Source organism: Flavobacterium subsaxonicum WB 4.1-42 = DSM 21790, assembly GCF_000422725.1.
In the GTDB taxonomy this organism is placed as follows: domain Bacteria; phylum Bacteroidota; class Bacteroidia; order Flavobacteriales; family Flavobacteriaceae; genus Flavobacterium; species Flavobacterium subsaxonicum.
The window spans coordinates 403917-421067 of the sequence record NZ_KE383909.1; the positions used below are offsets into that span (position 1 = coordinate 403917).

A 17151-nucleotide genomic window follows, 5' to 3' on the forward strand; every position below is an offset into this window, starting at 1 on the left:
AGAAAAAGGACAGATTCTTTAATTTAAACTTCATTCCATTATGGCAATTATTGTATCCTTCGGTAAAAAGGTCATCACAACGGATTATAACTATTCTGAAAAATATTGGACTGAAATATCGCGTATCATTGAGACAAAGATTGGTTCAGCAGAAATAAAGGATTCAGATAACGTTGATGAATTATTGAAGATGGCATTCAATTATTTCTGCGGGAAATTTGAAGAATTAATTTTATCCATTAAAGAATCGGCCTTTTATGTTTATGTAAGCTTTCTGCATGAAGAATCACTTGAGTTATATCAAAAACAACTCGAAAGGATTTCAATTGGAATTAATGAAAGTGACTTTGCCATCTCAAGAAGGATTTTAAAAATAATTATGGAGCAGGGATGCAGGCAAAATCTCATCGGGTGCCCAAATTTTATGCAGGATATAAAAATAAACCATCCAAAATATGATGCCCTGATCGAAGAATTGCTTTATCTGGGGGAGTTTGCTTACAGCATGAGCGAAAATATCGCCAGGAATCAATTATTCCCGGGCATGTTGGGGGTGTCAATTGATAAAGGCGAACTAACGACAAGTACTTACCAGCCATATCCCACGTTATTGAAATATATTGAAGCTGATATACCGAAACATGATTCCCATGTTGCGGTTTCCCAATCGATAAATGAATTTAAGAAATTATTGCAGGATGAATTCAATATAGATTATGACAAGCTAACAGGGTTTATTGGCCATTTATTAAGTAAGCCGGAATATAGTTTCGGGTTGTCTTTTATAGATAATATTATAGCGCTGACCCAGAAACAGTTCGGTTATGATAAAGAATTTTTAAAAGATTTTTACAGTGGCTTGACACTATCCGCCGATAATGCCTTATCCATCCAGGATTGTATTTTAAAAAACCAGGATATACACAGATATATTTACCGGCCAATTATAAAGTTGCTCATTGATGATAAGGAGTATTACATGATACGACCATTGAAGTGGGCGGAAAGTATGATGACTCTCTCTACAAATGCCTTTCCATTTAGTGTTTATCCGGAAGAATGGAAGAAATACAGGGCAATATCTAAGTTCGTTAATCACCTGGATAATACCCATGATAAAATATTGGAAGAACCTATCGCAGAAATATTAAGCAGGAATAATTTGTTTTTTGATACAGGTGTTGAATCTTTCTTAACGGCCAATAAAACAAACGTAAATATCAGCAAAACAGTAGGAGATATTGATATCCTTTTTATCGATCCTCATAATGCCCTTATCTACATCTGTGAGGCGAAACACAACCGTTCCCGTTTTGATTACAATAACTGGAAAAGGGATTATACACATTTTAAAGGTAAATATGAAGAACAGCTTAGCAGGAAAATCAAATGGGCCGAGGAGAATAAAAATGTGATTCTGGAGCATTTTCAAATGAAGTTCGGGCCTGAATTTAAACATGATATATTGACGTTTAATGTTAGGGGTATTTTTGTAATTAATGCCCCAACCATCTATATGTACAATGGTAATTACAGGGCACTCACAATTAGGGACGTTGAAAATTTGGTTGCAGGCAAATACATCGATGCTAAATTCGAATTTGTAAAAGAAGGTACAGATGAAAAATATCTGATCAAATATCCTTACTTTGACAACATCAGGAAAATTTTTGGCTGAAAGGGATTTTATTTAAGGTGGAAATTTTTACCGATAAAAAAGTATATTAGCAGGCGCAAATCAACAATAATTTATGCTATACATCGTTCCAACCCAAAGAGGGCTAGGTATTGAAATTTGGGGTACCTATGAGGATTTAACCACATTATATGGGATTACCGCAAATCTATGGGGAACTGAAGATAAAATTGCTGTGAAAGGATCTGAAAATCGTGACGAACTCATAAGCGGATTTTCATACGAACTCCGGAAAGCGTATGAAGGCCGAAGGTTAAACAGGAAACATAGCCATTTTTCTTTTTCTGAAATACAATATTATGGTGCGTCTATTTCATGGGTACATATTTTATTTTCCTTAGGTGCCCTTCGTTATAATATGCGTTACCAGGAGAACAGCAAATTAGATATTGCTGTAGTACTCCAAATTGAATATTGGCTGGAAGAGGCCATGAACAAATATGATACAGTAGGGGCGAACTCCCTGATTCCCTATATTACCGAAGGTATTACTTCCGCTAACCCCTACAGCTATCAGTTCATGCGCGCTATCAACGCAGAATACTTCCAGTTGCGGGGAGGTAAAAATGCATTCAGGAAGCTACCTAGGCTTTTAAGGAGGGCCAATATATTTTCTGATGAGTACAAAGAATATATGAACTTCTTAACCACCGAAGCCCTGCGTCTTAATTGCGAAATATCTAATCTTGAACTCATGGATGATGATATCGACTATGATACTATCAAATGGTAACATAACCAAGCTTTAATCCGGATAAACATTGCTTTATTTGGCCCCGATAGACCAGGCGGCAAGTGAAAGCACTTCCTTCAAGAAATCAGCCATAAGGGGAATTCTTTCGACTTCTAAGAAATATTAATTAAATTGATCCAGCTATGTTTTGGTATGTTGTAACAGGAGGGGCGCTTGTAATTGCTATCGCGAAAGGGATTGCTAGGGAAAAAACTGCGCGGCGGGAGGCATCAAAGAAGAAGGCTGAGAAAGAGCGGCTTTTGTTACATGAACAGGAGCTTTTAAAGGATGCATTGCGTAAGTTAATTGATGCCATATATGCCTTTAATAAAAATCACACCGAAATAACGAAGCGCTATATCTCAGGGTATGATGCCTATCAATTCATATCCACCTACCGCCAGTTGTATGATACTATCCGTTTCAAAGCATATAAAGTGCTTCCAGATTTTCGAAGTGAGCAGCAGCTGTTGGAACGTTTCGAGGCGGACTATGTCGCCTTCCCTACACATATTGACAGGCTGAATGAGGAATTCGTGAGGAGGGAACTTGAGGCTTGTTCGGATTTGTTGGATAATGTTGAAGGCAAATCGCTTGATGAGCAGCAGCGCGAGGCAGTTATCATCAACCAGGACAATAGTTTGGTCATCGCCGGTGCCGGGTCGGGAAAGACTACAACCATTGCTGGGAAAGTGCTTTACCTCACTAAAAGGTTAGGCGTGGATCCAAAGGAAATATTGCTCATCTCATACACCCGTAAGAGTGCCGATGAGATGTCGGAGCGGATACGTAAAGACATGAAAATTGAATTGGACGTAAAGACATTCCATAAACTTGGTCTTGACATAATTGCAGATTGCGAGGGAGAAAAACCATCCATTTTCAGCCTTTCACAAAAGGAGACACAGGAACTCATCGCATCGTTTATCACCAATGCGAAGTCAGATACCGACTATTTCCAGAAACTCCTCGACTTCTTTGCTTATTTTTTAAAACCCTACAAAGACCTGCACAGTTTTGCTTCTGACTCGGAACACAATAATTACCTGAAGGAACAGAAATTGGAGGGCTACAAAGTTGTAGAGAAAATAAATTCACAAGGGGAGACCCTGCGCTATAGGGAGCGGCTCAAAAGCCAGGAAGAAGTGCTCATTGCAAACTTCCTTTTCCGCAATAATATCCGTTACGAGTACGAAGAAAAGTACCAGTACAAGACGGCAAGTAAAAAATTTGGTCAGTATAAGCCGGACTTTTACCTTCCCGACTTTAACGTCTATATAGAGCACTTTGGGCTGGACGAGCATGGCAATGTCCCCGGATGGTTCAGAAGTAGCAGTGATAAAACGGCACAAGCCCGCTATACCGAAGGCATCGAATGGAAAAGAAATGAGCACCAGTTCAACGGGACGATACTGGTAGAGTCTTATTCTTGGGAACAACGCAAAGGAATATTGTTGAGCAACTTGCAAGCCAAGCTCGAAGAACAAGGTGTGATATTCGACCCGATGTCCGATACCCAGCTATGGGAGTATATCCAGGAGCAGACCCCTGAAGATATTGATGTTTTTACACAGTTGCTAGCGACTTTCCTGACTTTATTTAAATCTAATAATGAATCGCTAAATAAGCTTGCGGATAAGGCCAGCGGCGAGGGGAATCAAAGGGCCGGAAAGTTCCTGGAGCTTTTCGAGCCTATTTTAGCATCCTACCAAAATTATCTCATGCAGGATGGCGCGATTGATTTCAGTGATATGATTAATAGTGCGGCCAGCCTGGTAGGCAACTATCGCTATGCATCGCCCTACCGCTATATTATTATTGATGAGTTCCAGGACATTTCCCAATCACGTTTTCAGCTTATTAAAGCATTAATGGGCCAGCACCCAGTTACTAAACTTTTTTGTGTGGGGGATGACTGGCAATCGATATACCGTTTTGCAGGCAGCGATATCGGCCTATTTACAGGTTTTACCAAACATTTTTCAGATTCTGGGATTAGAGATTTTTTCAGGATAACGCAGGTGGGTTATATTGAAAATACCTATAGGTTTAATAATAAGTTGATCGAGTTGTCGGGTAATTTTATATTGAAGAATCCCAACCAGATTGTAAAATCCCTGAAAAGTAACAAGCATTCAACGGAGCCTGCCGCCACGATCCACCGTTATGGGGGAGAGCGCAATGGTAGGGAGGCCTCATCAATGCTGGAGGCGGCAATGGAAACTATAGGCCAAAAAGCGGGCGGTGCAGAATCATCGGTGCTGTTTCTGGGCAGGTACGGGCACGATGTAAAAATCGCCGAGCAGTCATCTTATATCTCTAAAGTTTATGACCACAAAAGCAATAGTTACCAGTATAGGTTTAAAGGGCAGGGCAATCTGAAAATTGATTTTCTTACGGTCCATTCCTCCAAAGGCCTACAGGCAGATTATGTCATTATCCTCAATGGAAATGCGGGGACCTATGGCTTTCCTTCAGAGGTCGCTGACGATCCGTTGTTAAATTTTCTTCTTTCCAAGGCTGACCAATACCCTAATGGCGAAGAGCGTCGTTTATTTTATGTAGCCCTTACCAGGACAAAAGAACACGTTCACATCCTTTCAAGCGCTGAATTTCCATCTAAGTTTGTGGATGAGATAGAGGAAAACGAGTCGGTAACCACATTAAAATGTGAATGGTGCGATAATGGTAAGCTAATCGAAAGAAAGGGGCCGTTTGGTTATTTCTTCGCTTGTAATAATAGCCATTACTGCAATTTTACTAAGAAAGTGGAAGCTAAAGATTTCTTTGACAAGGCGCATGACTTATTCAATGAGAAGCAGTATGAAATGGCCGTTGCGTATTACGAGAAAACCATCGAGGTAGAACCGACTTATTTCCAGGTGCATTACCTGCTTGGAAAATCCCTTTTTTTCTTAAAAGACAAAGCGCGTGCCGCTGAACATTTCAGCAGAGCCATAGAAAATGGTGGGGACTTTAGCGATGCCCATCTTTGGCGCGGCGCATCACTATTGCATTGCAAAAAGTTGACTGAGGGAATAGAGGATTTACTTGTAGCCCAGCAAAATATCGAAACCAGGCATTCTGTGCACTACCTTTTAGCGTGGGCATATTTTCAGACCGGCAGCTATATTAGAGCACATGAACATATTGGTATACATCTGGGATTCGACCCGGATAATTTAAGGGCAAGCGCACTAGAGCAGAAAATAGAATCCGCTTTAAAAAACCAACTTACTGCTTCAGAGCTATGGGTAGGGGAGTCTGATATCACTACAATGATGATATACTTGAAACTCGCAATGAACTACAGTATCAATATAAAATTTAACTACCATAAATCAATACAGTTTGAGGGCGGTGTACAGAGCCTGCGAACCGTTAAGCCCACTTTCTTTAAAACGGTAGGTAATTCGTTGTGTATTGTAGGGTATTGCTACATGCGTAACGAGGATCGAACTTTTAATGTCGACCGTATCGGCGGGCTTGTAATAAACCCTGGAACAATTGAATTTTGGTCACAAAATTAAGTGTGGCGTACCAGTATTTTGCAATCGTCACGGGGGCGAATTATTTATGAATGATTAGCTAATTGCATTGGTTCGTCGTGAATTTTCACAGCTTAAGCGGTCTGCGATTGGACTTACTTGTAAATTTCTTTGCAGTTTAGCTTACTTTTTTGATTTTAACCAAGTTGCTACATATATATATGTGTGTGAACACTCTTTCCCGTTATGCTTTACTAAAGTGATCGTATAAGTTCTTTAAAAGATTTCAGATCTTCCGGTGTCCCTGAAAAGACGTGGCATTTATATTTTTTATCCAACCCAAGCTCCACAATTTCTGCTTTGCGGCGTTTGTCAGTAAAAAGAATATCTGAGGGTGGAAGGCCGACCGCTAGCCGAATAAAATCAATGTGATCGCTTTCCTGCTCTTTCTTTTGTTGTATCGCGTTAAGGCCTATTAGTGATTTTTTGATGTCCAACTGAGGAAAATCCATAAATCCCCTTTTTTCAATATGTTTCATCAGACGCTCTATCTCGCGCGGTGTAATTTTATGTACCTCAAAAAGCCTGTATATTATAGAATCGATCCAGTTGGGTACCTGTTTGTCTCCAAATTGGTCTGCCCTGACAAAAATTCTCTTGCCTTTGTACGCCCAGAGAAGGCGCTGGTTAAATTCGCGTTCCGCTCTTTTTTTCATCAATTCGTAAGCATTCCTGTCAAATTCCAGCGTACTTTTAAAACCCCGACTTGCATTCCTTATAATGTTGATGTCCTCCAGGCTCTCTGTGAATGTGGCCTTAACATCCTGCTTAAACACCTTGGTTTTATCATAATTCTCTGGATTTGTAAAGGTTATTTCACTGTCCTTGTTACAATATGTATTTATTGTCACATTATTTTTACGCAGTAGTGAAATAATTAGCTGTGTGGTAATAATTAATTCTTGCCTAAAAATGTAACCCCCTGACAGCTTTTCAAAATTTCGTATAGTATTAACTCCTGAAGCATAGTCTTTGGGTGCTGTCTCGAGAAAATGTTCATATGGGATGGGGCAAAGCAAAGGAATTTTTGCTGTGCGACCCCCTCAAAAAGCAATTCTTTAATTTCCTGCCAGAGTAGGTCATCCTCGTTATCAAACATATTGCTGGTACAATATTGGTCGAGGTAAATAATGTGCCTGCTGTTCCCTTTTAATTTTGTCATATAATTTATACTCAGATGTATTATGCAAATGGTCTAGGATAGCTCTTTTTTCAGTATCGTCGGACAAAATTACTAAGCAGCCGAAAAAAGTTTATATTAATAAAGCCTCATTATACTTTTTAAAAAGAGTTTTATTCGCAATGGATCGACCTATGTTTCAAATATAATAATTAAGGGGCAAATAATGTACATTATCACTGATAAGAATGAATGTTAAATGAAGGCTCATTTAACGGGGACAAGATTATGGAGCGTCAATGTATTTATAGAAAATTGCAAGTGGCAATGACGATTTCGAAACTAATCTTCTACTTTAGTTTCTGGCTTTATTAATCAAAAATTAAACAATTTGTGCAATAAAAGCGTAAGATATACGATGATGGCGGATAATACTATGTGCCCGGTGGGGAGTTTGAAGAACTGAATTGTCATCTAATTATATTGAAAAGATGTTCATCTCTATTTAAGACTTTTCATTAAACTAGTGAATTAAAACAATAGTGCTATCTGTGGATGGTATCTTTTGCTTATTTAGATAATGAGTTGATATACTGCGCATTACCCTTTTTAATACCCGTGCCTTCTGACGCTGCCCTGCTTGTAAAACCGGGGTTATTTGAGATATGTATCCTGAATGATAGTGTAATGGCCTCGCTGCCTTCCTCTCTAATATCATAAATGGCCTCAGGATAACCTTTCCCCTTTGCCATATCTACAGGATATTTCGCAAAAAATTTTGCAAGGCTGTCTTCTGTAACCCGTACCCTGAAGTTCTTTACTGCAAGTGCCCGTACATTATCCACCCACTTTTTTAGTATAAGGTGCGGCAAATGACATTTGCAGTCTACCGTGTTTGCCCACAGTTCTAAATCATTTGTATTTATAAATCTCACGGTGCTATAATAAGTATGGAGTAATAAAAGTACGATTTTTTCATAAGATAGTCTTGTTCCTTTTTAATCACAAACCATTTTGGGGACAGATACAGTTCTTCTTGCGTCACTACTACATTTTTGCCGATTTCCAGGGCATCGGCCGGGCTTTCCACGCCAATCTTTTCTTTTGAAAAGGATTTCAATTGCAATCCCTGATGCGTTAATGCCTTCCCTTAACGACACGTAATAGTGTTGAGTAGGAAGTCTTGCGATTAATTTTTTTCAAGGCGAAACGATCAAAAAGGCAGCTAAGTTATGGCAAGGGCACCCTCGGTTGAATCCAAAAGACTACGGCATAAACGGCTGCCTCCCCAAAGGGTCCCCTCCAATTATTCCGTTTCCTTTTGGCTTCCGGCTGCCCCCGCCGTTTTAGCTGGCTTTCTTTTTTTTCGTTTTTTCTTTTGAAAAACTTTTGTGTTTTTTAAGGGTTCAGACGGGTTAAGGAAAAATTTAAAGGATAATAACATTTAAATTTTTTAGTCATGGAAATCACAGGACGTGTAACAGAAGACGCCGCAGTTAATGTACTTAACTCAGGCAGTGAGGTGGTCAATTTCAGTATTGCCATAAACGACAGCTACAAGCCAAAAGGCAGCAGCGAAGTAAAACAGCTAACAACCTACATCAAATGTGCCTACTGGCTCAATACCAACACAGCGAAAGTGCTGCGTAAAGGGGCAGTGGTTCAGGTATCGGGGCGTATCGGGGTCAATGTGTACAATAATGCACAAGGGGAGGCTAAAGGCATCCTCACATTTCATACCAACAACCTTAACGTAATTGCATACGCCAAAAACGGTGAACAGGACAAACAGGCGCAACAGGCACAAAGCCCTGAGAGAGGACAGCAGGCGGAAAGTAATAGTGAGGAACACGACGACCTTCCATTTTAATTACCAATCATAAATTATAGAAATCATGGCACACGATATCAATTATAACGAGCAGACAGGCCTGCACAGTTTTTTCAGCGTAAAGGAAAAACCGTGGCACAATTTAGGGCAAATAATACAGGAATACCCTACAAGCAACGAGGCGATTAAATTTGCGGGGCTTGACTTTACCGTCGATAAACGCCCGAATGTACACCACCTGCCAAGCGGGTTGAGCATTACTTCAAAAAGCAGCTTCTACACCTACCGAACCGATAATGAAGCCATATTGGGCGATAAGGTGGGCAGCGATTACCACATAGTGCAGAACAGGGATGCCTTTTCTTTTTTTGATAGCATCGTAGGGGGTGGCGATGGCATCCTATACGAAACCGCAGGGGCATTGGGTAAAGGGGAGCGCATATTCATTACCGCCAAGCTGCCCGACTACATCCGTGTGGGCAACGATGATGTGATTGAGAAATACCTGTTCCTGACCACCGCACACGATGGTACAGGGAGCATAACCGCTGCATTCACACCCATCCGTATTGTCTGCACCAACACCCTTAATGCCGCCCTGAACAACAAGACCAATACCGTGCGCATACGCCATACCGCGAACGCCAAAGAACGGTTGGAACTGGCACATAAGGTAATGGGGATATCCGACACGCTGTCGGTGCAGATGGAAGCCATCTTTAACGGGTGGGCTAAAACACGGATTTCCGACAACGAGGTTAAAAGGCTCATTGAACTTGCCCTTGCACCCAACGATACTGCATTAAAAAACCTGCAACAGGGTAACGAAGGGGAACTTTCCACCTGCTTTACCAATATGGTGGATAGTGCCTTTGAATATGCGATGGCTGACCCCACCCAACAGATGGAAACCACAAAAGGGACGGTGTTCGGGGCGTACAACAGCGTAACAGGCTACTTTCAAAATGTGCGCAGCTACAAAGATGATGAGGCAAAACTGGCGTCTTTGCTATTGGGTGGCACAGGGCAACAGCGTGCGCAAACCGCCTTTAACCTTTGCAACGGCTTTACAAAAAGTAGGGCGGATATACTGTGGCACAATTAAACAACAGGGACGGGTACGACCTATCCGTCCCATAATACTACACGTTATGGCAGCTTTAGAATATACAAGCCTTATTGGCAAAGCAAGGATACTGCACAGGTGGTTCCCCGAGGAGATACCCGCCCTCTTAGAGACGATGGACGGCATGCTAACCGCAATACAGCAGGAAGTCCCGCAGCGACTGAAAGGTTGGGAATTTACTATAAGGAACGATGCCTTGCAGGAAGCCTTGCTTAAGGAGGCGCAGCAGGTAATCAGGGAGCACGGCGCGGCAATGTATAGGAATGACAAGCTCTTTGCCGAGCAGCTTTTCACAGGGCTGAAAAGGGTCTATACAGGGTACTGCCTTATAACCTATGCCCCCACAAGGAAACTTCACAACCGAAAATTTGCACTCGCCGTAGAATTGCTCTTTGGCATCTAAAAACCTGAAACCATGGAAACGTTAAGCATTAAAATACCACCCCCTTTTTGGGGTTACCTGTTCCTCTTTTTAGGTATAGCTATTCAATATTGCATCGGCAAAAGAAAGTTTGACCGCAGGGGTATCGGTGGGCTGCCTCAATTTAGCAGCTACGGCAAGGCAGTGATTATAACTTTTTTGGAATGGCTTTTTAAAGGGATAGGGTTCGCCCTTATAGGCTTAGGGCTGTTCCTGCTCATCAATTTGTAATACTAAAACTAACGATTATGGAAACGATTTTTTTTAAACAACTGACCGCTATAAACCCCGCCCCCGATGTGGAGTGGGTACTGGTGGTAAAACAGGCAGCATCGGGAAATATTGTGGTTTCCCTGCTGTATAAAGATGGGGCATGCGGGGATAAGGCTGCCAAAGTGATACCGCCACTGGTATTTAGTGCATCCCCTGAAAAAATAGACGACTGCTTCTTTACAGACATTACCACCGCAATGGGAACCACTGTAGCTATAATAAATAGCATGGGGCAGTACCAAAAACAGCAGGAGAAAGCCAAACAGGGGGGGCAGGGCGAGAAAAGCAAAAGCAGTAACGCCGACAAACCCAAAGCGGAGGTGGTTGATAAATATGCAGCGGCCATGCTGAAAGCTGATGAACTGGAAGCACAGGGTAAATTCAGGGACGCATGGATGAAAGTGCCCTCCGCACAGGAATTCCCTGAGCATGCAGAAACCATACGCGCCCGTAAGGCAGCACTATCCGCGCAATTCGATAACGGCCTTTTCAGTACCATTTAAAACCGTAAGCCATGTTAGTAGCCACACAACTCCAAAGGGTGTTTTCCTTTAAGGAAAAAGAGCAGCTGATACAGCTTGCCGACCCATCGCCATCGTTCAGCCCCGAAGCGGTGCTGAACTTTTACGCCCAGACCTATCCTATCCTGACCACCGCCAACATTCAGGGGCCAGTGATTAGCAACGATGAAGTGCAGTATACCTTTGTTACCCAAATCGGAACCAAAGGATAACACTATGAAAACAAAAAAGAACCGCAGTATACTACTGCCAAATGATAAAAAGCTATGCAAACTATACCAAAAAATAGGGGAATTCGCAAGGGGGATGGAAAGGCTGCCCGATGCACAGGAAGTGAAAAAACAGCGGGTAACATCAGTGCCGGTGCAGCTCCTGCCGATGGTTTTTTAAGGCAGCAGTTCTTCCCCTTGTATGAAAGCACGGGCAAAGTGCCCAAAAGGGGAAAGGCAGAAACAGCGTTCTTTGAGTCCCTTGAAATCCTGACAGGGGTGTACGGTTTTACGATTACAGGGATTGAAGACAAGCCCTATCCGCTTAATATCCTGTATGCACACCATCAGGTAGAAAAACAGCTTACCGCATCAGGTCAGGATATAGAAGTGTCGATAGTAAAAGACAACGGTGCGGTGAAACTTATGACCTGTTGCCAGTACGCTACAGGGACAACGTTGTACTACATTCCTGTGCTGCCGCTTTATAAACTAATAAAGGAAAGGAAACACAGGCATACCGCAGCATTATTACTATCAGTTTGCTGCTACCTGTACCGCAACGTGTGTGTTCCTTTTTACAGGGACGACTATTGCTTTATCTATTACAATTATGAATGTATGGAGGGGTGGTTTGACGAAGATATGGAAGGATATGCCGACAGGCACACCGACATAACCTTTAAAGAATTAAGGCAGGCAAAGCATTATGGGGACATCATGCACCGCAAAATCTACAACCCCTACCATCTTGCTGATTTTCAAAGGCGCATAGCAGCCTATACTCCCAATACGGCTATGGAATACGAATGCCTGAGCGTGGCGAAAAGAACCTTTGCCCTGATGCAGGACTACCCTGAGCGCAGTATTTTCAAAAATACCCGCAATCAGGAATTTGAAGAAGGCGAGGACAGCATCGCAGCGGAGCAGTACATCTCCTTTGTAGCGCGGACGGACGGCGCGCTTTACGACCAAATTGCCCAAATGGTTAACGATGAATTTAATGAATGCGGGGAAATGCAAATCCCGACCCTGACCCAACTATTTGATGCCGAAAATACGCCCGACCCGCAGGGCTTGGATTTTGAGTATAGGCTGTTCCCCCTGATAAATGATTTATGTTCCATTTTAAATAACCTGCCATGAAAAATATAACCGACAACTTTGGTACGATGTACACCCCTGTAAAGGCACTTGTTGTATTCCAAAAAAATGACCCGCAGGGAAGTACGTATATAGAAAGCTATGATATGAATGCTAACGGCTATCCAGTCAATGCACACCCGTTAAGCCTCACGGAAAGCGCAGCTTTAGCAAATGCACTGGATACCTCCGATGAACTCAGGCGCAATTTCCTTAAACCATTGGGTTTGCTGCCTAAGAATGTGCTGTACATTAATCCTGACTATGACGGCTATGCCTTATGGTATACCCCTGCCATGGAAGTGGCTCTGTTTTTTTTAGATAAACTCGCTATCCCAAACGGTAAGGCAGCGATACCGCCACTAATATGGAAAGCATCGAAGAAAGAACTTTATATTTTTGCTATGGATGGTGTGGAGGCAATTGAGGAGCAAACCCCGCTGTACCGAGCGCCCTTTTTTAATATTTATGATGATGGCAGGGTATGCATGGGCACAGTTTCCGTTGACGTAAGACCCGACTGCCTCTTACAGGAATTCATGCAGCTTTGGGAAAGCTACTTCTTTAACAGCTACTTCAGCCACCTGCTCGGTGGGAAAAGCCCTGTACGGGGAAACATCATACAATTATGGCAAAGCCTTATCGGGTCAGGAAAGGCATTTCCCATACCGGAACTGGTAAAAAATGGAAGAACCCTTAAAAAACTTTTATCATGAAACCTCAAACCGCTATGCATTATGCAGATAATTACCTGATAAACCCGACCAACCCCATAACGGTTAACCTTCTCGGTGCTGGCGGCACAGGCAGCCATGTGCTGACCGCACTTTCTAAAATGAACTACAGCCTCGTTGCCTTGGGGCATGCAGGATTGCACGTAACTGTGTATGATGCCGATACCGTAACACAGGCTAATAAGGGGAGGCAGCTTTTTGCCGACAGCGAAGTAGGCATGTACAAATCAGTGGCACTGGTTAACCGCATCAACCGCTTTTTTGGGACGAACTGGAAAGCCGTTGCAAGACCGTTCACAAGGAAACTACTCAGGCAGTTGCCCAACCGTGGCAGGGCAAATATTTATATTAGCTGTGTGGATACGGTTGCCGCACGGCTCGATATTGCCGCAGCCCTACAGGACAATAGCGGTAGCTTTTTTGCAGAGCGTGACAGGGGAATCTACTGGATGGATATGGGGAATGCACAAAAAACGGGGCAGGTAATCCTGTCGACTATTGGTGCCATACAACAACCTGAATCAAAATTGTACAGGACGGTACCCTACCTTCCTACTGTTACCGATGAATTCAGGGAACAACTGGAGGCACAGGCGGATAACAGTGAGCCGAGCTGCTCGTTAGCGGAAGCATTGGAAAAGCAGGATTTATTTATTAACCCTGCTTTAGCCGATTTAGGAGGTTCACTGTTATGGAACCTGTTCAGGAACGGCATGACCGCCTATAGGGGTTTCTTCCTAAACCTTGCGGATTTCAGGTCAATGCCTATAATGGTGGGTTAAAATCCCGCCGCCCCCGCAATGGGCTTCCTGCGTCAGGATTTGCGGGGCGTTCTAAGCGGTGCCGCACTTTACTAAAAACTTTTCAGTTCTTAGTAAAGTGCGGCTTTATCTTGTCTTCTGCATATCCTTACTTAACGAGTCTTTATAAAGCATTCTTCAGGATGTAGAAGGATGTCAGCCCTGAAATATAGATACATAAAAAACCTTGATGATAGCAGGGGGAAATTAAGTAAAGCGACAACAGTGGAATTATTTAATGTTTTATAATTACAAATTATTCAGGAAATAAAACAAGAGATATCTCGCAGCAACAGAAGCGTAATCATAACTGATGACATAGTAGCCCGTAAATTTAATTAGATCTTTTGATAGCAAAAAAAACAAAGCAACTAGGGGTAGTATATTTTTGAATTTTTTAGTGGTACTATCGCCCTAATGGCTTTTGTCTTTTCTAGTTGATATACAAATAATGCCACTGTCTTCCAATGGCATTATTTGTATTTGTGGAGTTTTTTTATATAGAAAACGAACCCAAGTCTGGAGATCATGTTTACAATATCGATTTTACTATGTATTCATACCCCTTTCTAGTTTTAAAGCTAATGGTATAACCTATAGCTGATTTTACGCTTTTTAAATGCAGTGACTTAATTTCAAAAGGCTCGTTTGCTCTTATGGTACAATCATTTCCATTTTTAGAAACGATTTTGGCTGATGAAAGCTTACCTTCATCCCAGTTAATATCTACAATAAAACTGCCTCTTGCTACAATACCTTTAACAAATCCATTTTCCCAAGCATCGGGTAGGGCAGGCAATAATTGTATTTCTTCATTTTGGCTTTGCATAAGCATTTCTATAACACCTGCAGTACCTGCAAAATTACCATCTATTTGAAATGGGGGGTGCGCATCAAAAAGATTAGCATATACACCACCACCGCTGTTATAATGAGGGTCGCTTTCTTTTGTAAGGCGCAACTGGTTCCTAAATAACTTATAGGCATGGTTGCCATCTAAAAGGCGTGCCCACATATTTACTTTCCAAGCCAGGCTCCAACCGGTGCCGCCATCACCTCGTAGTTCTAACGTTTTTTTAGCAGCATTGGCGAGATCGGGTGTTTTTAATGGCGATATTAAGTTTGTAGGGTGCAATGCATATAGGTGAGACATATGCCTATGGTGTGGGTCTTCTTCTTCAAAATCTTTATACCACTCTAACAACTGGCCTTTACTGCCAATTTTAAACGGGAATAATATTTGGTTAGCAGTTATAATAGTGTCTCTAAAATCCTTATCGGTATTTAAGATGGTCGACGCTGCTGCAATGTTAGCAAATAAATCTTTAATAATACCCATATCCATAGTACTTGCCACTGTTACGGCTCCTTTCTTTTTACCATCGTAATAATACCTGTTTTCTGGCGAGGTAGATGGCATTGTAACTAAATAGCCATCTTTATCTTTTTGTAGCCAGTCTAAAGTAAACTCTGCAGCACCCTTCATAACAGGGTAGGCCTCTTTAAGGTATTTTTTATCGCCGGTAAACTGGTAATGTTCCCATAAATGCCTGCTTAGCCAGTTGGCTCCCATATACCAGTTTGCCCACATAGGGTCGCCTTTACCACGGTCGCCCACTGGATTGCTTAAAGCCCAGATATCAGAATTATGGTGCACCACCCAACCGTGTGCATGGTAAAAGCTTTGTGCCGTTTCTGCACCAGTAACTGAGAGGTTCTTTATAAGATCGTTTAACGGAGAAAACAATTCCGAAAGGTTTGCCGTTTCTACAGGCCAATAATTCATTTGCAGGTTAATATTAGTTGTATAGTTGCTGCTCCAGGGGGCGCGCAATTCCTTGTTCCAAATTCCCTGTAAATTAGCAGGTGCGCCTTTTGTGCGTGAGGAAGATATTAGTAAATACCTCCCATACTGAAAAAATAATGCTTCGAGATTTGCATCTTTTGCACCCGTAGCATAGTCTTCCAATCGTTTATCTGTAGGTTGATCGCTCTTGTTAGTCTCCCAGTTATTAAGGTTTAAAGAAACGCGATTAAAAAAATGGTGAAAATCTTCAAGGTGCTCTTTAAGTAATCGGTCATACTTTTTGCCATCAGCTTTTGCCAGATACTCTTCTGCTAATTTTTTTTCATCTTTGCCTTCGCTGTCCGGGCATTTATCAAAACCATTAAAGCTTGTAGCTGCCGATAGTACAAGTACAACTTCGGTAGCATTTTTAATATCTATACTATTATCGCTATTGGTAGTAAGTGTACCACTTTTAATAATGGGTTTTACAATTAATTCAAAACGCATGCCGCCGCAACCACCATCTTTATAAACCACGGCTTCCTTATTATAATTAATATAACTGGGATCTGTATTAGCGGGGGCTTTGCCATTTAAAAACAAGGCTTGTTGTTTTATAGAACTTTTATATTGTAGTTGACTATTGGCATTAACTGTAATCGAAAGTTTATTGGGCTCGCTGGCTGTAAGCCTCACAATAATACATTGCCCCGGTGCCGATGCAAAAACTTCGCGTTTGTAAGATATTCCATCAGCGGTAAAAGTTGTTGTGGCTACACCATCTTGTATATTTAGATCTCTGTAATAAGCAGATGGTTTAGCATTACCCAAATCTTGCTTTAATAACAGGTCGCCTAATGGCAAATAACTTTGGCTGTAAACGCCCTGCATTTTTTTCGTTAGCTCATACGCTTTTTCATAATCGCCATTAATTAAAGCTTCCCTTGTAGGCGCTAAATTTTCGAAAGCTGTAGGGTTTATGTTTTTTAATACCGGACCACCACTCCATAACGTAGCTTCGTTAAGTTGTATAAGTTCTTCATTAACCCTGCCAAAAACCATAGCTCCAAGCCGCCCATTACCAATAGGCAATGCCTCCGTCCATACGGTTGCAGGCTGGTTATAATGAAGTTTTAATTCTTGTTGTGAATAAGCACTTGTTGCAAATAATAATAGTAAAAAAGCTTTGTGTATTTTTATCATCTTG

General features: G+C 41.8%; 15 protein-coding genes. 12 read left to right on the forward strand and 3 right to left on the reverse strand.

All coding sequences use genetic code 11. The features are described from left to right. Nucleotides 1–40: 40 nt before the first annotated feature. From G509_RS0112210 to G509_RS22035, 3 genes are all read left to right on the forward strand, one after another. Nucleotides 41–1678: a hypothetical protein gene (locus tag G509_RS0112210; protein WP_026991791.1), complete on the forward strand. Its 1638-nt coding sequence runs from the start codon at nucleotides 41–43 to the stop codon at nucleotides 1676–1678. Between the two features lie 73 nt (nucleotides 1679–1751). Next, complete coding sequence (locus G509_RS0112215; RefSeq protein WP_026991792.1) at nucleotides 1752–2429, forward strand: DUF6904 family protein; 678 nt, start codon at nucleotides 1752–1754, stop codon at nucleotides 2427–2429. A 143-nt stretch (nucleotides 2430–2572) separates the two neighbouring features. Beyond that, on the forward strand, nucleotides 2573–5959 hold the full coding sequence (locus G509_RS22035) for a UvrD-helicase domain-containing protein (protein ID WP_035738926.1): 3387 nt from the start codon (nucleotides 2573–2575) through the stop codon (nucleotides 5957–5959). Between the two features lie 212 nt (nucleotides 5960–6171). On the opposite strand, the gene G509_RS0112225 is transcribed toward G509_RS22035, so the two are convergent. Beyond that, nucleotides 6172–6996 carry a hypothetical protein gene (locus G509_RS0112225; protein WP_131450713.1) on the reverse strand — a complete coding sequence of 275 codons (825 nt, stop codon included), beginning with the start codon at nucleotides 6994–6996 and terminating at the stop codon, nucleotides 6172–6174. 670 nt (nucleotides 6997–7666) lie between these two features. Continuing rightward, nucleotides 7667–8032, reverse strand: a complete 366-nt coding sequence (locus G509_RS0112235) for a hypothetical protein (RefSeq protein WP_026991795.1) — start codon at nucleotides 8030–8032, stop codon at nucleotides 7667–7669. Between the two features lie 524 nt (nucleotides 8033–8556). Between G509_RS0112235 and G509_RS0112250 the strand changes: the two genes are divergently transcribed. From G509_RS0112250 to G509_RS0112295, 9 genes are read left to right on the forward strand one after another with little or no spacing between them, the layout of a single operon-like run. Then, complete coding sequence (locus G509_RS0112250; RefSeq protein WP_026991797.1) at nucleotides 8557–8967, forward strand: single-stranded DNA-binding protein; 411 nt, start codon at nucleotides 8557–8559, stop codon at nucleotides 8965–8967. Between the two features lie 25 nt (nucleotides 8968–8992). Further along, entirely contained in the window at nucleotides 8993–10033 is a 1041-nt protein-coding gene (locus tag G509_RS0112255; protein ID WP_026991798.1) for a DUF932 domain-containing protein, read from the forward strand. A gap of 46 nt (nucleotides 10034–10079) precedes the next feature. Next, a complete protein-coding gene (locus G509_RS0112260; protein WP_026991799.1) occupies nucleotides 10080–10457 on the forward strand; it encodes a hypothetical protein in 378 nt (125 codons plus the stop codon). 12 nt (nucleotides 10458–10469) lie between these two features. Continuing rightward, nucleotides 10470–10706: a hypothetical protein gene (locus G509_RS22040; RefSeq protein ID WP_051200191.1), complete on the forward strand. Its 237-nt coding sequence runs from the start codon at nucleotides 10470–10472 to the stop codon at nucleotides 10704–10706. Between the two features lie 17 nt (nucleotides 10707–10723). After that, nucleotides 10724–11251, forward strand: coding sequence for a hypothetical protein (locus tag G509_RS22045; protein ID WP_035738928.1), 528 nt, complete (start codon nucleotides 10724–10726; stop codon nucleotides 11249–11251). A gap of 11 nt (nucleotides 11252–11262) precedes the next feature. Continuing rightward, nucleotides 11263–11481, forward strand: a complete 219-nt coding sequence (locus tag G509_RS0112275) for a PRTRC system protein C (RefSeq protein WP_026991800.1) — start codon at nucleotides 11263–11265, stop codon at nucleotides 11479–11481. A 54-nt stretch (nucleotides 11482–11535) separates the two neighbouring features. Continuing rightward, nucleotides 11536–12624, forward strand: coding sequence for a hypothetical protein (locus G509_RS0112285; RefSeq protein ID WP_131450712.1), 1089 nt, complete (start codon nucleotides 11536–11538; stop codon nucleotides 12622–12624). After that, nucleotides 12621–13337 (forward strand): PRTRC system protein B, encoded by a 717-nt coding sequence (locus G509_RS0112290; protein ID WP_026991802.1) that lies wholly within the window; start codon nucleotides 12621–12623, stop codon nucleotides 13335–13337. Before G509_RS0112285 ends, G509_RS0112290 begins: the two co-directional genes overlap by 4 nt. Continuing rightward, nucleotides 13334–14137 carry a PRTRC system ThiF family protein gene (locus G509_RS0112295; protein WP_026991803.1) on the forward strand — a complete coding sequence of 268 codons (804 nt, stop codon included), beginning with the start codon at nucleotides 13334–13336 and terminating at the stop codon, nucleotides 14135–14137. Before G509_RS0112290 ends, G509_RS0112295 begins: the two co-directional genes overlap by 4 nt. Nucleotides 14138–14687: 550 nt before the next feature. Here the strand turns inward: G509_RS0112295 and G509_RS0112300 are convergent. Next, nucleotides 14688–17147: a glycoside hydrolase family 95 protein gene (locus G509_RS0112300; RefSeq protein WP_026991804.1), complete on the reverse strand. Its 2460-nt coding sequence runs from the start codon at nucleotides 17145–17147 to the stop codon at nucleotides 14688–14690. Nucleotides 17148–17151: the final 4 nt, after the last annotated feature.

Coding starts and splice junctions, on each gene's coding strand:
- G509_RS0112210 (WP_026991791.1), top strand. CDS start 41: ATGGCAATTATTGTATCCTTCGGTAAAAAGGTCATCACAACGGATTAT.
- G509_RS0112215 (WP_026991792.1), top strand. CDS start 1,752: ATGCTATACATCGTTCCAACCCAAAGAGGGCTAGGTATTGAAATTTGG.
- G509_RS22035 (WP_035738926.1), top strand. CDS start 2,573: ATGTTTTGGTATGTTGTAACAGGAGGGGCGCTTGTAATTGCTATCGCG.
- G509_RS0112250 (WP_026991797.1), top strand. CDS start 8,557: ATGGAAATCACAGGACGTGTAACAGAAGACGCCGCAGTTAATGTACTT.
- G509_RS0112255 (WP_026991798.1), top strand. CDS start 8,993: ATGGCACACGATATCAATTATAACGAGCAGACAGGCCTGCACAGTTTT.
- G509_RS0112260 (WP_026991799.1), top strand. CDS start 10,080: ATGGCAGCTTTAGAATATACAAGCCTTATTGGCAAAGCAAGGATACTG.
- G509_RS22040 (WP_051200191.1), top strand. CDS start 10,470: ATGGAAACGTTAAGCATTAAAATACCACCCCCTTTTTGGGGTTACCTG.
- G509_RS22045 (WP_035738928.1), top strand. CDS start 10,724: ATGGAAACGATTTTTTTTAAACAACTGACCGCTATAAACCCCGCCCCC.
- G509_RS0112275 (WP_026991800.1), top strand. CDS start 11,263: ATGTTAGTAGCCACACAACTCCAAAGGGTGTTTTCCTTTAAGGAAAAA.
- G509_RS0112285 (WP_131450712.1), top strand. CDS start 11,536: ATGCAAACTATACCAAAAAATAGGGGAATTCGCAAGGGGGATGGAAAG.
- G509_RS0112290 (WP_026991802.1), top strand. CDS start 12,621: ATGAAAAATATAACCGACAACTTTGGTACGATGTACACCCCTGTAAAG.
- G509_RS0112295 (WP_026991803.1), top strand. CDS start 13,334: ATGAAACCTCAAACCGCTATGCATTATGCAGATAATTACCTGATAAAC.
- G509_RS0112300 (WP_026991804.1), bottom strand. CDS start 17,147: ATGATAAAAATACACAAAGCTTTTTTACTATTATTATTTGCAACAAGT.